At 56.3% G+C, this 13,400-nt stretch carries 13 protein-coding genes; 2 read left to right on the plus strand and 11 right to left on the minus strand.

Annotation, left to right across the window (positions count from 1 at the left end; all coding sequences use genetic code 11):
• Window positions 1–2: 2 nt before the first annotated feature.
• The 3 genes from HV242_RS18070 to HV242_RS18080 all read right to left on the minus strand — a co-directional run bounded on the left by HV242_RS18070 (window position 3) and on the right by HV242_RS18080 (window position 2,763).
• Window positions 3–521: a DUF6622 family protein gene (locus HV242_RS18070; protein WP_063858693.1), complete on the minus strand. Its 519-nt coding sequence runs from the start codon at window positions 519–521 to the stop codon at window positions 3–5.
• An 85-nt stretch (window positions 522–606) separates the two neighbouring features.
• Window positions 607–1,788 carry an aminotransferase-like domain-containing protein gene (locus HV242_RS18075; RefSeq protein WP_044868553.1) on the minus strand — a complete coding sequence of 394 codons (1,182 nt, stop codon included), beginning with the start codon at window positions 1,786–1,788 and terminating at the stop codon, window positions 607–609.
• A gap of 66 nt (window positions 1,789–1,854) precedes the next feature.
• Window positions 1,855–2,763 (minus strand): LysR family transcriptional regulator, encoded by a 909-nt coding sequence (locus tag HV242_RS18080; RefSeq protein ID WP_050737199.1) that lies wholly within the window; start codon window positions 2,761–2,763, stop codon window positions 1,855–1,857.
• A 97-nt stretch (window positions 2,764–2,860) separates the two neighbouring features.
• Between HV242_RS18080 and HV242_RS18085 the strand changes: the two genes are divergently transcribed.
• The gene (locus tag HV242_RS18085; RefSeq protein ID WP_025203409.1) at window positions 2,861–3,463 is read left to right on the plus strand and encodes a short chain dehydrogenase; all 603 of its coding nucleotides are present in this window, start codon (window positions 2,861–2,863) and stop codon (window positions 3,461–3,463) included.
• Here HV242_RS18085 and HV242_RS18090 read toward each other — a convergent pair.
• From HV242_RS18090 to HV242_RS18110, 5 genes are all read right to left on the minus strand, one after another.
• Window positions 3,457–4,191, minus strand: a complete 735-nt coding sequence (locus HV242_RS18090) for a class I SAM-dependent methyltransferase (RefSeq protein ID WP_063858694.1) — start codon at window positions 4,189–4,191, stop codon at window positions 3,457–3,459. The genes HV242_RS18085 and HV242_RS18090 overlap by 7 nt on opposite strands.
• Window positions 4,192–4,264: 73 nt before the next feature.
• Window positions 4,265–5,263 carry a transketolase family protein gene (locus HV242_RS18095; protein ID WP_020883880.1) on the minus strand — a complete coding sequence of 333 codons (999 nt, stop codon included), beginning with the start codon at window positions 5,261–5,263 and terminating at the stop codon, window positions 4,265–4,267.
• Window positions 5,263–6,108 (minus strand): transketolase, encoded by an 846-nt coding sequence (locus HV242_RS18100; protein WP_050737201.1) that lies wholly within the window; start codon window positions 6,106–6,108, stop codon window positions 5,263–5,265. Before HV242_RS18100 ends, HV242_RS18095 begins: the two co-directional genes overlap by 1 nt.
• Before the next feature lie 12 nt (window positions 6,109–6,120).
• Window positions 6,121–6,870, minus strand: a complete 750-nt coding sequence (locus HV242_RS18105; protein WP_014171297.1) for an SDR family NAD(P)-dependent oxidoreductase — start codon at window positions 6,868–6,870, stop codon at window positions 6,121–6,123.
• 36 nt (window positions 6,871–6,906) lie between these two features.
• The gene (locus HV242_RS18110; RefSeq protein WP_050737202.1) at window positions 6,907–8,238 is read right to left on the minus strand and encodes an MFS transporter; all 1,332 of its coding nucleotides are present in this window, start codon (window positions 8,236–8,238) and stop codon (window positions 6,907–6,909) included.
• Window positions 8,239–8,519: 281 nt separating this feature from the next.
• On the opposite strand from HV242_RS18110, the gene HV242_RS18115 reads away from it, so the two are divergent.
• Window positions 8,520–9,440, plus strand: coding sequence for a LysR substrate-binding domain-containing protein (locus tag HV242_RS18115; RefSeq protein WP_032680431.1), 921 nt, complete (start codon window positions 8,520–8,522; stop codon window positions 9,438–9,440).
• A gap of 18 nt (window positions 9,441–9,458) precedes the next feature.
• On the opposite strand, the gene HV242_RS18120 is transcribed toward HV242_RS18115, so the two are convergent.
• Genes HV242_RS18120 through HV242_RS18130 form a run of 3 tightly spaced genes read right to left on the minus strand, consistent with a single transcriptional unit; the run spans window position 9,459 to window position 13,394 of the window.
• A complete protein-coding gene (locus HV242_RS18120) occupies window positions 9,459–10,838 on the minus strand; it encodes an amidohydrolase family protein (RefSeq protein WP_050737203.1) in 1,380 nt (459 codons plus the stop codon).
• A gap of 16 nt (window positions 10,839–10,854) precedes the next feature.
• Window positions 10,855–11,805: a carbamate kinase family protein gene (locus HV242_RS18125; protein WP_025203405.1), complete on the minus strand. Its 951-nt coding sequence runs from the start codon at window positions 11,803–11,805 to the stop codon at window positions 10,855–10,857.
• A gap of 44 nt (window positions 11,806–11,849) precedes the next feature.
• On the minus strand, window positions 11,850–13,394 hold the full coding sequence (locus tag HV242_RS18130) for a permease family protein (protein ID WP_050737204.1): 1,545 nt from the start codon (window positions 13,392–13,394) through the stop codon (window positions 11,850–11,852).
• Window positions 13,395–13,400: the final 6 nt, after the last annotated feature.

Genomic DNA, 13,400 nt, shown 5'->3' on the forward strand with positions numbered 1-13,400 from the left:
CGTTACTCAGCCGGTTGCGGTGTGCTGCTGAGATATACCCCTACATAGCGCGTAAACTTCCCGATAAACACCCCGGCAAATACCCCGCCGGAGACTATCGCCAGCGCGCTCATGGCGGGCTGTTGCAACGTCTGGGGAGAGAGGGCGTTCATCACCCCCAGCACGTATTTCACCCCAAATGCCAGCATCATAAACGGCAGTGCCGTGTAGTCCGGCTGGCGATAAAGGGTGCGCGGCGCGTCGGTGCGGGTGATGACCGTCTGCTTAATCAGCACATACCCCAGCGTCGCGCCCGCCACAATTCCCGCAACCCAAAGGGCCACCGTCGCGAGAGTAAGATCGCGATAGACCACCAGATCGTAGATATCCCAGATAAGAAAGATGGCAGGAATGATGGCCAGCCTTTCCAGCGTAACGGTGGCAGGCTTACGGGCGTTGAGGCCGCGGGAGATGAGAAAGATAAACAGAACCCACACCCAGACGGGGGTGTGCGTGAGGATACCGATCAGAAATTCAAACATGGGGTTCACCATGAACGCTTGCGGCGCTGGCCGCACTGCACAAGTAATGCGCATAACAACACAGGTGCCATTATGCGCAGGTCTGTTACAGCGATTTTTTCAGGCGACGAACCGCCTCTTTCAGCTCTTCATCGGTTGGCGTGACAAACGACATGCGCAGCGTCGTATGGTCTGGCTCATTGCAATAGAAGAACTCACCCGGCACAAAAACCACGCCGTTGCTTAACGTTTTTTCCAGCCAGCGCGTGGTGTTGATGCCATTGTTCATTTTGGCCCACAGGAACATTCCACCCTTCGGCTTATGGAACGTCATGACATCACCCAGTTCCGCCTCCAGTTCATTTGCAAAGGTCTGGTATTTCTGGCGGTAGGCTTCACGGATCATTTTAATCTGATCGGCCAGACGACCGGTTTTCAGGTACTCGTAGGTCATCAGCTGTGACAGCGTGCTGGTGTGCAGATCGGTGGTTTGCTTGAGATTAACCACCGCGCGTTTCAGCCACTCCGGTACCAGCACCCAGCCCACACGAGTGCCCGGCGCGAGGATTTTGGAGAAGGTCGAAGTATAGACGACGTTCTCTTCATTGCCGATATCTTTGGCATGGGCAATTAACGGGCGGAACACTTCATCGGTATAATTAATTTCGCTGTACGGATCGTCTTCGATAATAACGAAGTCATAGCGCTTCGATAATTCCACCAGCTGTTTACGACGCACCTCAGAAAGCGTTACCCCACCCGGGTTACCAAATGTCGGAACAATATAAACCGCCTTGATGGTTTTATTCGCCACCAGTGCTTCAAGTTCATCCACTTTCATTCCGTCGCCATCGGTGCCCACGGATTCAAATTTGGCCTGTGCCAGACCAAATACCTGCAGTGCCGCGAGATACGTTGGACGTTCGACGACGACGGTATCGCCCGGGTTAATTAACGCCCGCGCCAGCACGTCGAGAGATTGTTGCGAACCGGACGTAATGACCACGTCATCGGCCTTGCAGGAGATCCCGCGGCCTTCACAGATGAGCTTAATTTCTTCACGCAGCCCCGGGATGCCTTCGGTCAGACCGTACTGAAAAGCTTCACCAAAATGCTGTGATAATACGGCATCAGCGGCAATTTTCAGGCCTTCATGATCGAACAGTGCAGGGTTAGGAATACCGCCACCCAGCGAAATCACCCCGGCCATTTTGCTATGTTTTAATAATTCACGGATGGCAGATGATTGCAGGCCCTGTGCGCTGCTGGCGAGTTTATTCACAGACATTCTTTGCTTACCTTCTTTTTTTATAATGTGCCTAATCTTAGTAGCATAAGTCTGCGGCTTTGATAATTACTTTTCTTCAACTGCATGGCCGAAATATTCCGCGCCCTGCAGAATATGCGCGACAAATTGCGTGAGCTTGGGTAGCGGACGTAAATCCTGGCGCCACAGCAAATGTACCGGTCGTGGCGCAGGCGTGTAGTTCTCCAGCACCTGCACCAGCCTGCCGCTCGCCAGCTCTTCTGCCACCAGCACTTCGGGTTGCAGTAATAATCCCGCCCCCGCTCTCGCCGCCATCCGTAGCCCATAGCCATCGTTGCAGCGCAGAATGGCATCGCGCTTCCAGCTCATCTCGCCTTCACCCCCCGGCAGCCGCCATTCGTTACGTGCGGTCCACACCGTGTGTGACAGGCAGAGATGATCCGCCAGATCGGCAGGCGTTCGCGGCGTGCCGTAACGCGCCAGATACGCCGGGGCCGCGCAGATCACCATTCGATACGGGCAGAGGTATTTCGCCACCAGATCGTCGTTATGAATGTCACCAATTCGAATGGCCAGATCGACCCCTTCATCCACCAGATCCACCATCCGGTTGGTCAGATCCAGCTCCACGCGCACGTCCGGGTAGCGCTGCAAAAAGGTCGCGGTGAGGGGGGCAATCACACAACCGCCAAACGAGGTGGGCGCCGTGACCCGCAAGGTCCCGGCTGGGGCGGCACGCAGTCGCTCAACCGCGCTTTCGGCGATAGAAACCTGCTCCAGCACCCGCTTCGCCTCGTCGAAATAGACCCGCCCGGCGTCCGTCAGACTTTGACGCCGCGTATTTCGCTCCAGCAGCCGGGTGCCGAGCTGAGACTCCAGCAACGCAATGTACTTCCCCACCATCACCGCCGACATCTCCAGGCGGCCTGCCGCGCCGGTAAAACTGCCGCTCTCAACGACAGCAATGAAGGTCTCCATGCTGCGAAGCTTATCCATATTCCAAACCTCTGGTTAGCAATCCTCTAACTTTAGCCCAGTTTATCTGAGTTTTGATTTATTAAAGAATGAAGGCTCACAACCTAAGGAGTCAGCTATGAAAATCGTGATTATTGGTGCCAGCGGTACGGTCGGTCGTGCGGTAACAGAAGAGCTGAGCCGTCGCCACGACGTGATCCGCGTGGGTCGCACGCAGGGCGACTACCAGGTGGATATCACCTCTCAGGCCAGCGTGCAGGCATTGTTTGAAAACATCGGTGCGGTGGATGCGATTGTCTCTGCCAGTGGCGGCCTGCACTTCGGCCCGCTCGCGACCATGAAAGACAGCGATTTCAACCAGGGCTTGCAGGATAAGCTGCTGGGACAGGTTCGTCTGGCGTTGACCGGCCAGCATTACCTCAATGAAGGTGGCTCCATCACCCTGATAAGCGGGATCGTGGCGCATGAGCCTATCGCTCAGGGGGTGAATGCCACCACGGTGAACGCCGCCCTGGAAGGGTTTGTCCGCGCCGCGGCCTGTGAACTGCCGCGCGGGATCCGCATCAACCTGATTAGCCCGACGGTACTTACCGAATCAGCGGAAGCGTACGAAGGCTTCTTCCCGGGCTTTGAAAGTGTTCCCGCCGCAACGGTGGCGCAGGCCTATCGTCGCAGCGTGGAAGGGGTGCAGAATGGACGGGTGTACAAAGTGGGTTACTGAGCCTTAGCGGCAGAAATCAGGACCAGCATCGGACGTTCCGCCTCTTCGGCCAGCGAGGGCCAGGCATCAATTTGTGCCTGCGTTGGTCCCCATTCGTTCACTTCCGTTATTGTCAGCCCCGCCTTAATAAGTGCATTGAGCGTGGTACCCAGCGTACGGTGGTATTTGATCACCCCGTCCGCCAGCCAGTTGCTGACGCGCTCGCCCTCATCCTGATAGCGATTAACGCCCCAGAAACGCTCGCCGTTGTCGTCGGTTAGCCAGCCCTGACGTGTGGCGCAGGTGTAAATCGGATGTTCCATTGAAAAGACGAGGCTGCCGCCGGGTTTAAGCGCCCGCCGGATTTTATCAAACAGGGTCTCCAGCGCCGGCAGGTAGTGCAGCGCCAGTGAACTGTAGATCAAATCAACGCTGTGCTCAGGTAACGCCAGAGATGCCAGATCGCTGCGCTGATAGTGAATTTTCGCGTCATCCGTCAGTTCAGCCGCCCGGGCGAGCATCTTTTCGGAGAGATCAACGCCGGTCACTTCTGCCGCCCCCAGCGCGCGTGCAGCGCGACAGAACCAGCCGTAACCGCAGCCAAGATCGATAACTGACTTGCCGGATAACGGTGGCAGCATGCTTTTCAGCGCAGGCCATTCCGGTGCGCCGTCCAGCCCCTGCACCGAACGCGGTAGCCGGGCATAGCCTTCAAAAAACGCCGGGTTGTCGTAGATGTTTTGTGCCATGACGGACTCCTTTATCGCAACAGAGGCGAGGGTAAAACACCCCTCGCCCGTTGACAACATACCCGTCTGAAAATCAGAGCCTGCGCCGGATCTTCTCCACCATGGCGGCAGTTGAAATCCCGTAACGCGCGTGAAGGGTCGGTAGCGCACCCGCATCAAGGAAAGCATCCGGCAACGCAACGGTGTCAAAGTCGACGTTAACGCGATGGCGCATCAACAGCGACGCCACGGCTTCACAAAGCCCGCCAACGCTACTGTGGTTTTCAGCCACGATAACCAGACGTCCAGGTTTCGCGGCTTGCGCCAGAATGGTCGCTTCATCCAGGGGCTTAATCGTGGGCGAGTGAAGTACCGCAACGCTGACATTATCCTTGCGCAACTGCTTTGCCGCCTCCAGTGCGCGCATGGTCATCAGCCCTGAGGCGATAATCAGCACATCACTGCCCTCTTCCAGCAGCGCGGCTTTGCCTATTTCAAACCGGTAATTGTACTGATCCAGCACCACCGGAACCTTACCGCGTAACAAACGCATATAAACCGGCCCTTCGTGGCTGGCAATGGCAGGCACCGCCTGTTCGGTGTCAATCGCATCGCAAGGATCGATAATGGTCATGCCCGGAATGCCGCGCATGATCGCAATATCTTCCGTTGCCTGATGGCTTGGCCCGTAGCCGGTGGTCAACCCCGGTAGCGCGGCGCAAATCTTGACGTTGAGGTGTTCCTCAGCAATGACCTGATGAATAAAATCGTAGGCACGGCGGGTGGCGAACACGGCATAGGTGGTGGCAAAGGGAATAAAGCCCTCTTTGGCCATCCCACCTGCCGCCCCCATTAACAGCTGTTCCGCCATTCCCATCTGGAAGAAACGTTCAGGGTATGCCTGAGCAAAGATATGCAGGTCGGTATATTTCGATAAATCTGCCGTCATGCCGACAATGTTCTGGCGTTGAGCCGCCAGTTTCACCAGCGCGTGGCCAAACGGCGCGGCCCGGGTTTCCTGCCCTTCCTCTGCAATCGAGGCAATCATGGCGGAGGTGGTTAAACGCGGTTTATTTTCGACGGGCTGGCTCATTACAGGACTCCTTCTGGTTTATTCGCATCGAGCACGGCGAGCGCCTTTTGCCACTCATCGGCATCCACGCGAATAAAATGGTTCTTGTCACGCTGCTCGAGGAAAGGTACGCCCTTGCCCATCAGCGTGTCGCACAAGATGACGCGCGGCTGTTGTTCGGGATAGCGTCTGGCATTATCATACGCCGACACCAGCGCGGGGATATCGTTACCGTTAACGCGTTGTACATACCAGCCAAAGGAGGTCCACTTATCTTCCAGCGGCTCAAAACCGAGGATGTTATGTGAATTACCGTCCGCCTGTTGCCGGTTAATGTCCACCAGCACAATCAGGTTCGAGAGCCCATGATGCGCGGCTGACATGGCGGCTTCCCAGGTCGAACCTTCGTCCAGCTCACCGTCAGACATGGAGTTAATTACCCACGCCGTGCTCTGTTTGTGTTTCAGCCCCAGCGCCATTCCCACACCAATGCTGAGTCCCTGCCCCAGAGAACCGCCGGAGATCTCCATGCCGGGTGTATACGTTGCCATGCCGGACATCGGCAGGCGGCTGTCATCCGAGCCGTAGGTTTCAAGTTCCTCTTCAGGAACGATCCCCGCCTCGATCAGCGCCGCATAATACGCAATGGCGTAATGTCCGTGGGAGAGCAGGAAGCGGTCGCGGCCTTCCCACTCCGGCTCCTGAGCCCTGAAGGTCATACCGTGCGCAAACGCAGTTGCCAGCACGTCGGCATAGCCCAGCGCCTGACCGATATAGCCCTGACCTTGTACTTCGCCCATTCGCAGCGCGTAGCGGCGAATGCGCCACGCGGCCGCGGCAACCTGTTGAACTGTCGTATTCGTCATTCTCGTCTCCCCTTAATGGATCAGCATGCCGCCGTTCACGTCGAGCGTGATACCGGTGGAATAAGAAGAGAGATCGCTCCCCAGGAACAGCGCGGCACGGGCAACATCCTGTGCATCACCAAGACGGTTGAGCGGAATACCCGCCAGAATGGCGGTTTTCATCTCATCGCTCAGCTTGCCAGCGGTGATGTCCGTCTGGATAAGCCCCGGGGTGATGCAGTTCACGCGCACATTATCCGGCCCAAGCTCACGGGCCATGGCTTTGGCCAGCCCCAGCACGCCAGCTTTTGCAGCGCTGTAGTGCGGGCCGCCAAAAATACCGCCGCCGCGCTGTGCCGAAACTGAAGAGATACAGACAATGCTGCCGGACTTCTGTGCGCGCAGAGTGGGAATCACCGCCTGGGACATCAGCAGCGTACCGCGCAGGCTGACATCCAGTACGGCATCGTAATTGTCGCGCTTAATATCCATCAGTTTGAGCGGCTGGGTTATCCCGGCGTTATTCACCAGAATGTCGATGCGCCCATATTTACCCAGAACCTGCTCAATGGCTGCGTTCACCTGCAACTCGTTGCTGACGTTTGCCGCAAGCCCCAGATGCCCTTCACCCAGACATGCAGCCGCACGCTGGCTGGCCTCGGCATCTAAATCAATAATGACCACTTTCGCGCCCTGCTCGGCATATAATTTTGCCGTGGCGAAACCCAAACCGCGCACAGAAGCCGCGCCGGTAATCACGGCGACTTTATCTTTCAGAAGCATATATTTACTCCAGTATTGTAAGAGAGGTTTTATTTATTATTTCGGTTCTTCCAGCAAGATAATCATGACTAATCCAATTGCTGCGCAAATACCGAAATAAATAAAGACAGAATTAAAGCTTCCTGTTTTATCCAGCAGATAACCTGCCAGCATCGGCGAAACAAATCCGCCGAGATTACCGCCGCTATTAATAATTGATGCGGCGATGGGATACGTTTTGCTGTCCGCGACGGCCATTCCATAAGCGGTGAAGGCGGGCCAGCCTATATTCAGACAGAGACCAACAAAAAAGAGGCCGACACAAACCGCAACGGTGCTTTGCGGGATATTCAGCATGATGACCATCATCAGTACGGTGCTGATGGCTGTAAACATCATGGTCGGTTTACGCCTGCGCCCGAGCCATTTATCGGAGACATAGCCGCCAAAAATCGCGCCGATAAAACCGCCGATACACGGCATACTCGCGACGAGGCCCATACTCATGAACGTAAAGCCTTTTTCTTTCACCAGATAAAGCGGTATCCAGGTCAACAGGCCATACAGCACGCTGACCATCATGAAGTAGGCCACACAGTCACCGAGAATATTTTTCGATGTGAACAGACCTTTTACCGTGCTGATGGGCGACAGATCCCGTACGCGGATCAGACGGTCAAGGCGGGAGAAGCCGGGGGAAATCACGATATTTTCCCGTCTGGCATCCGGTGTCGCCTGACCTGCGGTAATGGTCTCCAGTTCGGCCTTTGACACGAAAGGGCTCTCGGAAGGCCGGGTACGTACCAGTAAATACCACAGGACAGCAATGACCAGCCCCGGAATAGCAAAAGAGAAAAAGACCCAGCGCCAGCCCCATGTCATGGCAATCCACACTGCCAGCGGCGGCACCAGAATGGGGGCAAACATGGTGGCAGCAATATAGACGCCGGTCGCCGTGGCCTTCTCTTTTGGTGGAAACCAGTTATTGATCGTTGATGCCAACCCCACCGGGCATGGTCCCTCGGTTAACCCCAGCCCCAGGCGGATAAACTTCAGGCCCAGCACTGAGGTCGCAGTCCCCATCAACCAGGTAAACGCCGAGAAGCCAAATATCGACAGCGCCACCATCCCGCGAATGCCCTTTTTGGCGATAAAAAAGCCCGCCGGTATTTGGCTCAGGGCGTATCCCAAAAAGAACATACTGGCGATCGCACCGGCTTCGAAATTATTGATATGAAACTCGTCGATGATAAAAGGAAGTACAGCACCAATATTTGTTCGGTCGGCATAGTTAATGGCATACACAATAAAAATTAATGCCAGTACAACGAAACGGTAAGTGGTTTTCTTTGTCGCTATGTAGGGGGCAACTTGTTCTATACGAGACATGTTTTACCTCATTATTCGAACAACGTGAGTCGTTTTATTTATGCGTTCAACGTCAATATATCGGCTATCGAACGAAACACCATTCAATAAAACTCATTTATTGCTGAGATAAATTTGATACGCGATGCAGGTCATAAAAATAAAATGTAACTCTCATCAATATTCATCGATAAAACACTGTGAACAGGATCATGTTTAATCCATTCAGCCGGGTAAAAATTGCTGACGCGATGCCGCAATGTTATGTTTTTTAAAATTGTCTCGTTTAAAAGGAGTGAGCCATGCCCGCGCAGGATCGCCAGACCCTCCCCATACCCTCGCTGCGAAATATTCAGTCCTTTATCGCCGTGGCCAACTCTCTCAGTATCCATCTGGCAGCCGAACAGCTTAACGTCACCGCGTCAGCCGTCAGTCATCAGATCGCCTCGCTGGAATCCTGGATGGGGAAGAAGTTATTTATCCGCAGCGGCAAAGGCGTGACCTTGACCCCGACGGGGGAAAAATATCTGCGCGACGTCTCCGCAGCGATGAGCGCCATCGGCCGTGCAACCGAACAGGTGATGAAAGAGGCCGATAATCCGGTATTGCGCGTTCACTCTTCACCAACGTTTGGCCTGACGTGGTTATTGCGCCGGCTCGGCAAATTTCGCAGTGAATACCCGGATATTACGGTCAATCTTTCCTGCTCCTACGAGAACCTGCAGTTTGCACGCGATAACATCGATATTGATATTCGCCACGGCATCCCGGACTGGGACGCTTACAGGGTCATGACCATTAAAAACGATGCGCTGGTGGTGCTGGCCTCACCGGCATATCTGCACGCACATCCCGTCAACACGCCGCAGGACCTGCTTTCACAGGCGCTTATCTCGTCGACCAGCACCCTCGTCAACTGGGAAAAATGGTTTGCCTGGCACAATATCGACCGCCCCTGGCTCAACTTCAGCCTGAGTTTTGATCGTTCCTACATGAGCTTTGAAGCCGCGCGCATGGGGCTGGGATTTATTCTGGAAAGCAAGATGATGGCCACCGATCACCTGAACGATGGCTCCCTGGTGCAGGTGCTACCAGATGAAACGGGGATCGCCATTAATGCGCATCATCTGGTGATGCCGCACATGAACGAGCGCACCTGGAAGATCCAGCAGTTTGTTGAGTGGATTGATCGCGAGCTGCGTCTGTCGGGGTATCACCTGTAGCAATACCCCGACGTGGCGTCAGGAGACGCTGCCCCACACAAGATGGCCCTTATGGAAGGTCGCGGTACGCGGTGAAATCCGCGCCACGGCCTCGGCGGAACAGGAAGCGTCCACCAGCACAAAGCTGGCATCGTCCTGCGCTTTGGGCCACACGCGCTCGCCTTTGTCGTTCAACGGCAGCACATCACCGGTGGCGATACCCAGCGCGCGGGAGAGCGTCTGTTCATTCGGGCGAATATAGAGCTGGGCGTAAAGATTGGCTTTTTCCAGCATATCGCCCAGCCCATACGGCGACCAGTGGTCAATGACGCTGTCGGTGCCGGTCATGACGAACACCCCCTTGTCACGGAGTTGCTTCAGCGGCATATGCAGGGTGCCAATCGGCACCGTAGAGGCAATGGTCACCTGCTGCGCCGCCATGCGGGTGGCGATTTCATCGACCTGCTGCTCGTTGAGCGTGGCCAGCGCGAAGGCGTGGCTGATGGTCAGTTTCCCCTTCAGCGCGGGCGTTTTCTCCACGGTCTCTACCATGTAGTTCACCGCCGCGACGCCTGCCGGGCTGGTTTCATGCAGGTGGATGTCCACCCCTTTGTCATAATCCAGCGCAATCTGGAACATGGTGTCGAGGGATTTTTCCATCGCACCGTCCACGTTAGTCGGATCCAGACCGCCCACGTAGTGTGCGCCAGCCTGCATGGCCTCGCGCATCAGCGTTTCGGAGTGCGATAACAGCAAGCCGTGCTGCGGGAAGGCGACAATTTCACAGTCAAACCCCGGCTTGCGGCGCGCTAAGACGGCCTGGAGATTTTCCAGATTCTTCAGGCCGGATGTCGGCTCAATATTGCAGTGGCTGCGAGCGAGAGTGGAGCCTTTCGACTGGATCAGGTCGATAAGCTTTTCCGCACGCTCCTGCGTGTAAGGCTGTAACTCTGGCAGCAATTTTTGTTCAAGACGGATCATGTCCTGAATGGTCGTGCCCGCCGGGCGGTTAAGGGAATGCCAGGGACCGCCGTAAAAGGTTTTATCCAGGTGAATATGCATGTCGCGCATCGCCGGCAGCATCAGCTTACTGCCTGCATCATAGTGTGGCAGCGTGGCATCGCCATGGCTTTTGTTATCACGCAGGGCGACAATTTTGCCGTCATTAATTTCGAGTGTTTTCAGTTCGGTGCGGGTGCTTGTCGCCACGCCGCCGTCAACGTTGAACCCGGCCTCCAGCAGCACGTTATCCAGGTAGTAGTGTCTGGCGGTAATGTTCATGGTTTTGCCTGTCTCACAACGTGGTTTCGCGGTCTCTGCAGCATACGCGACGGAGCCAGTGGTGCCAAACAGGGCGCAGGCGGTAACCATTTTGCCGCTCTGGCTAATAAACTCGCGTCGGCTTTTATTCTCACTCATCTTCTCTTCCTTTTACTTACGCATTCACAATGTGGGTACCGGTCTCACCGCGCAGCGCCGCAGGCAGGCAGTCCGGCGAGGTGATGATCACGCGCTTGCCGCCGTCGTTCAGAAACGCCAGCGAGGCGACGATTTTCGGCAGCATGCTGCCCGCCGGGAAGTGCCCCTCCGCCACGTAGCGTTTCATCTGCGCCACATTCACCGTATCCAGCGCCTGCTGGTCCGGCTTACCAAAGTTGATGCACACTTTCTCCACCCCGGTGGTGATCACCAGCACGTCGGCATGGATCTCGCGGGCCAGCAGCGCGGTCGAGAGATCCTTATCAATCACCGCATCGACGCTCTGGTAATCCCCCTGCGCTGTGCGCACCACCGGAATACCACCACCGCCCGCCCCGATCACCACAAAGCCTTTTTGCGTCAGGGTCTTGATAGCCTCCGCTTCAACGATACGCAGCGGCTGCGGTGAGGCCACCACCCGGCGATAACCGCGCCCGGCGTCTTCAACAAAATGCCAGTCAGGATGGGCATGCTGGAGCGCATCACGCTGCGTCTCACTGAAAAACGCGCCGATAGGTTTGGTGGGATGGGCGAAACCTGGATCGTGTTTATCCACTTCCACCTGCGTGACGACCGTGACCGCTTTTTGCTCGCCGTGGGCGGCCATGCGGTTATTGAGCGCCTGCTGGATCAGGTAGCCGATACCGCCCTGGGTATCCGCCACGCAGTTTGCCAGCGGCGTGAGGGGTAGCCCTTCCCGCTCGTGAGCAATTTCAGCGCGGCGCAGATCCAGCCCCACCTGGGGGCCATTACCGTGAGTGAGCACGATGTCATAGTCAGACGCCAGCATCTCCAGCACTGACTCTGCAACCAATTTCACGGCCTGTGACTGGTGTTCAATGGACTGACTGGCGTTATCTTTGATAATGCTGTTGCCGCCAATGGCGACGACCATGAGCTCTTTCATAGTGTTTCCTTTGAAATGGTGCGGGGTGAGGACATCAGCCATTATCAGGACTCCGAAACCGGCGCTGCCGCGCTCACCGCGTCGCGGCTATCAAGAAAATGCTTCACCACAAACATGCCCCCCATCATCAGGTAGGCCGTGACAAACATCAGCGAACTGCCTTCGGCAAAGCCAACCACTGGCGCGTGGATCACGCCGAACAGCGCCAGCAACGCCCCAACGGCGGCGGCCACGGTTCCGCGCAGCGGTTTGTTGATGATGGCGAAGATAGCGATGCAGCCCCACAGCATGCTGGCGAGCGGTGCGCCGTTACCCAGATGCACCAGTCCCTGGTAGTAGATACCTTTGCTGTGCAGCACGTCGGTGCCAATTTTCGCCGCACTGGTCCCCGCCGCGCCCATCACGCTGTTCATCATGGTCAGCGCCCAGTTAGCGATCCACGGGAACAGGCAGATGAAGATCACGGGGACCTCCACTTTGGGCGTTTCCCTTACTACCTGGTTGGCGGTCACCACCCCGATAAACACCAGAATCGGCACGATGGCGGTCATCGGTATGATGGCGAGCATAAACGCCCCCAGCCCGAACAGCGGTACGATAAACATGGTCACACCGGAGGCCAGCGTGTAGCCAATGCTGGCCCCCATCGCTTTCCAGCCCGCGTGGCCGACGTAAACCGTCACCGGGAACGGGTTACCCATCAGACCCCCGAGCATGGAGGCCAGCCCGTTTGCCAGCATCACCTTGCGGGTCGGGTACTCATCCCCCGCCGCGTGGGCGCTTTCGATGTTTTCCAGGTCAAAAATGTAGTTCGCCAGACCCAGCGGGACGGCAGAAGCCAGGTACGGTAATGCGTGCGGCAGTCCCTGCATAAAGCTGTCGACATGCACTTCCGGCGGGTTAAAGCCAAACGACGACATTGAGGCTTTGATGGCCTCCGGGCTTTGCAGACCGGAGATCCACGCCAGCGCGGTACCGGCAATCAGCAAGAGCAGGCCGGTCGGGATTTTGGCGAAGATCGGCTTTTTACCAAACCAGTTAATAAAGATCAGCAGCAGCACGATGAACGACACGGTAGGTGCCTCAAACGCCTGCAGCATCGGGTTCATCGCCAGCAGCAGCAGGCCCAGCCCGGACAGGCACGACAACAGGACGGTACGCGGGATCATCTTGCGGATGGTTTCCCCCAGGAACGAACCGCCCGCCAGAATCATCGCCTCCACGAAGCACCACACCAGACCAATCTGGATAGCGAAATCCGCATCACCGGTTTGCTGGTAGACCGGCATCAGCACCAGAAAGGTCACGGTGAAAATTGACGGCGCGCTTGGGCCAGACGGCAGCGCGGTGACATCCGTACGCCCGGTCTGGCGCGCCATCTGCAGGCCAAACCACGCGTAGCAGACGCTCGCGACCAGCACCGCCAGCCCGAAGGCTGGCGCAATGCGTCCATAAACAATCTCCTTCGGGATGCCGACGACAAAAATGAGCAGCCCCATCATGGTCAGCAAATTGGTCAGGTTGTTGGTCATCAACCCGAAATACGCCGCCCAGTCACCTCTTTTCCACTCCAGTTTCATGTTTTTCATGGATGC

It is taken from the genome of Enterobacter sp. RHBSTW-00593, from assembly GCF_013784105.1.
In the GTDB taxonomy this organism is placed as follows: domain Bacteria; phylum Pseudomonadota; class Gammaproteobacteria; order Enterobacterales; family Enterobacteriaceae; genus Enterobacter; species Enterobacter ludwigii.

Coding starts and splice junctions, on each gene's coding strand:
- HV242_RS18070 (WP_063858693.1), bottom strand. CDS start 521: ATGTTTGAATTTCTGATCGGTATCCTCACGCACACCCCCGTCTGGGTG.
- HV242_RS18075 (WP_044868553.1), bottom strand. CDS start 1,788: ATGTCTGTGAATAAACTCGCCAGCAGCGCACAGGGCCTGCAATCATCT.
- HV242_RS18080 (WP_050737199.1), bottom strand. CDS start 2,763: ATGGATAAGCTTCGCAGCATGGAGACCTTCATTGCTGTCGTTGAGAGC.
- HV242_RS18085 (WP_025203409.1), top strand. CDS start 2,861: ATGAAAATCGTGATTATTGGTGCCAGCGGTACGGTCGGTCGTGCGGTA.
- HV242_RS18090 (WP_063858694.1), bottom strand. CDS start 4,191: ATGGCACAAAACATCTACGACAACCCGGCGTTTTTTGAAGGCTATGCC.
- HV242_RS18095 (WP_020883880.1), bottom strand. CDS start 5,263: ATGAGCCAGCCCGTCGAAAATAAACCGCGTTTAACCACCTCCGCCATG.
- HV242_RS18100 (WP_050737201.1), bottom strand. CDS start 6,108: ATGACGAATACGACAGTTCAACAGGTTGCCGCGGCCGCGTGGCGCATT.
- HV242_RS18105 (WP_014171297.1), bottom strand. CDS start 6,870: ATGCTTCTGAAAGATAAAGTCGCCGTGATTACCGGCGCGGCTTCTGTG.
- HV242_RS18110 (WP_050737202.1), bottom strand. CDS start 8,238: ATGTCTCGTATAGAACAAGTTGCCCCCTACATAGCGACAAAGAAAACC.
- HV242_RS18115 (WP_032680431.1), top strand. CDS start 8,520: ATGCCCGCGCAGGATCGCCAGACCCTCCCCATACCCTCGCTGCGAAAT.
- HV242_RS18120 (WP_050737203.1), bottom strand. CDS start 10,838: ATGAGTGAGAATAAAAGCCGACGCGAGTTTATTAGCCAGAGCGGCAAA.
- HV242_RS18125 (WP_025203405.1), bottom strand. CDS start 11,805: ATGAAAGAGCTCATGGTCGTCGCCATTGGCGGCAACAGCATTATCAAA.
- HV242_RS18130 (WP_050737204.1), bottom strand. CDS start 13,394: ATGAAAAACATGAAACTGGAGTGGAAAAGAGGTGACTGGGCGGCGTAT.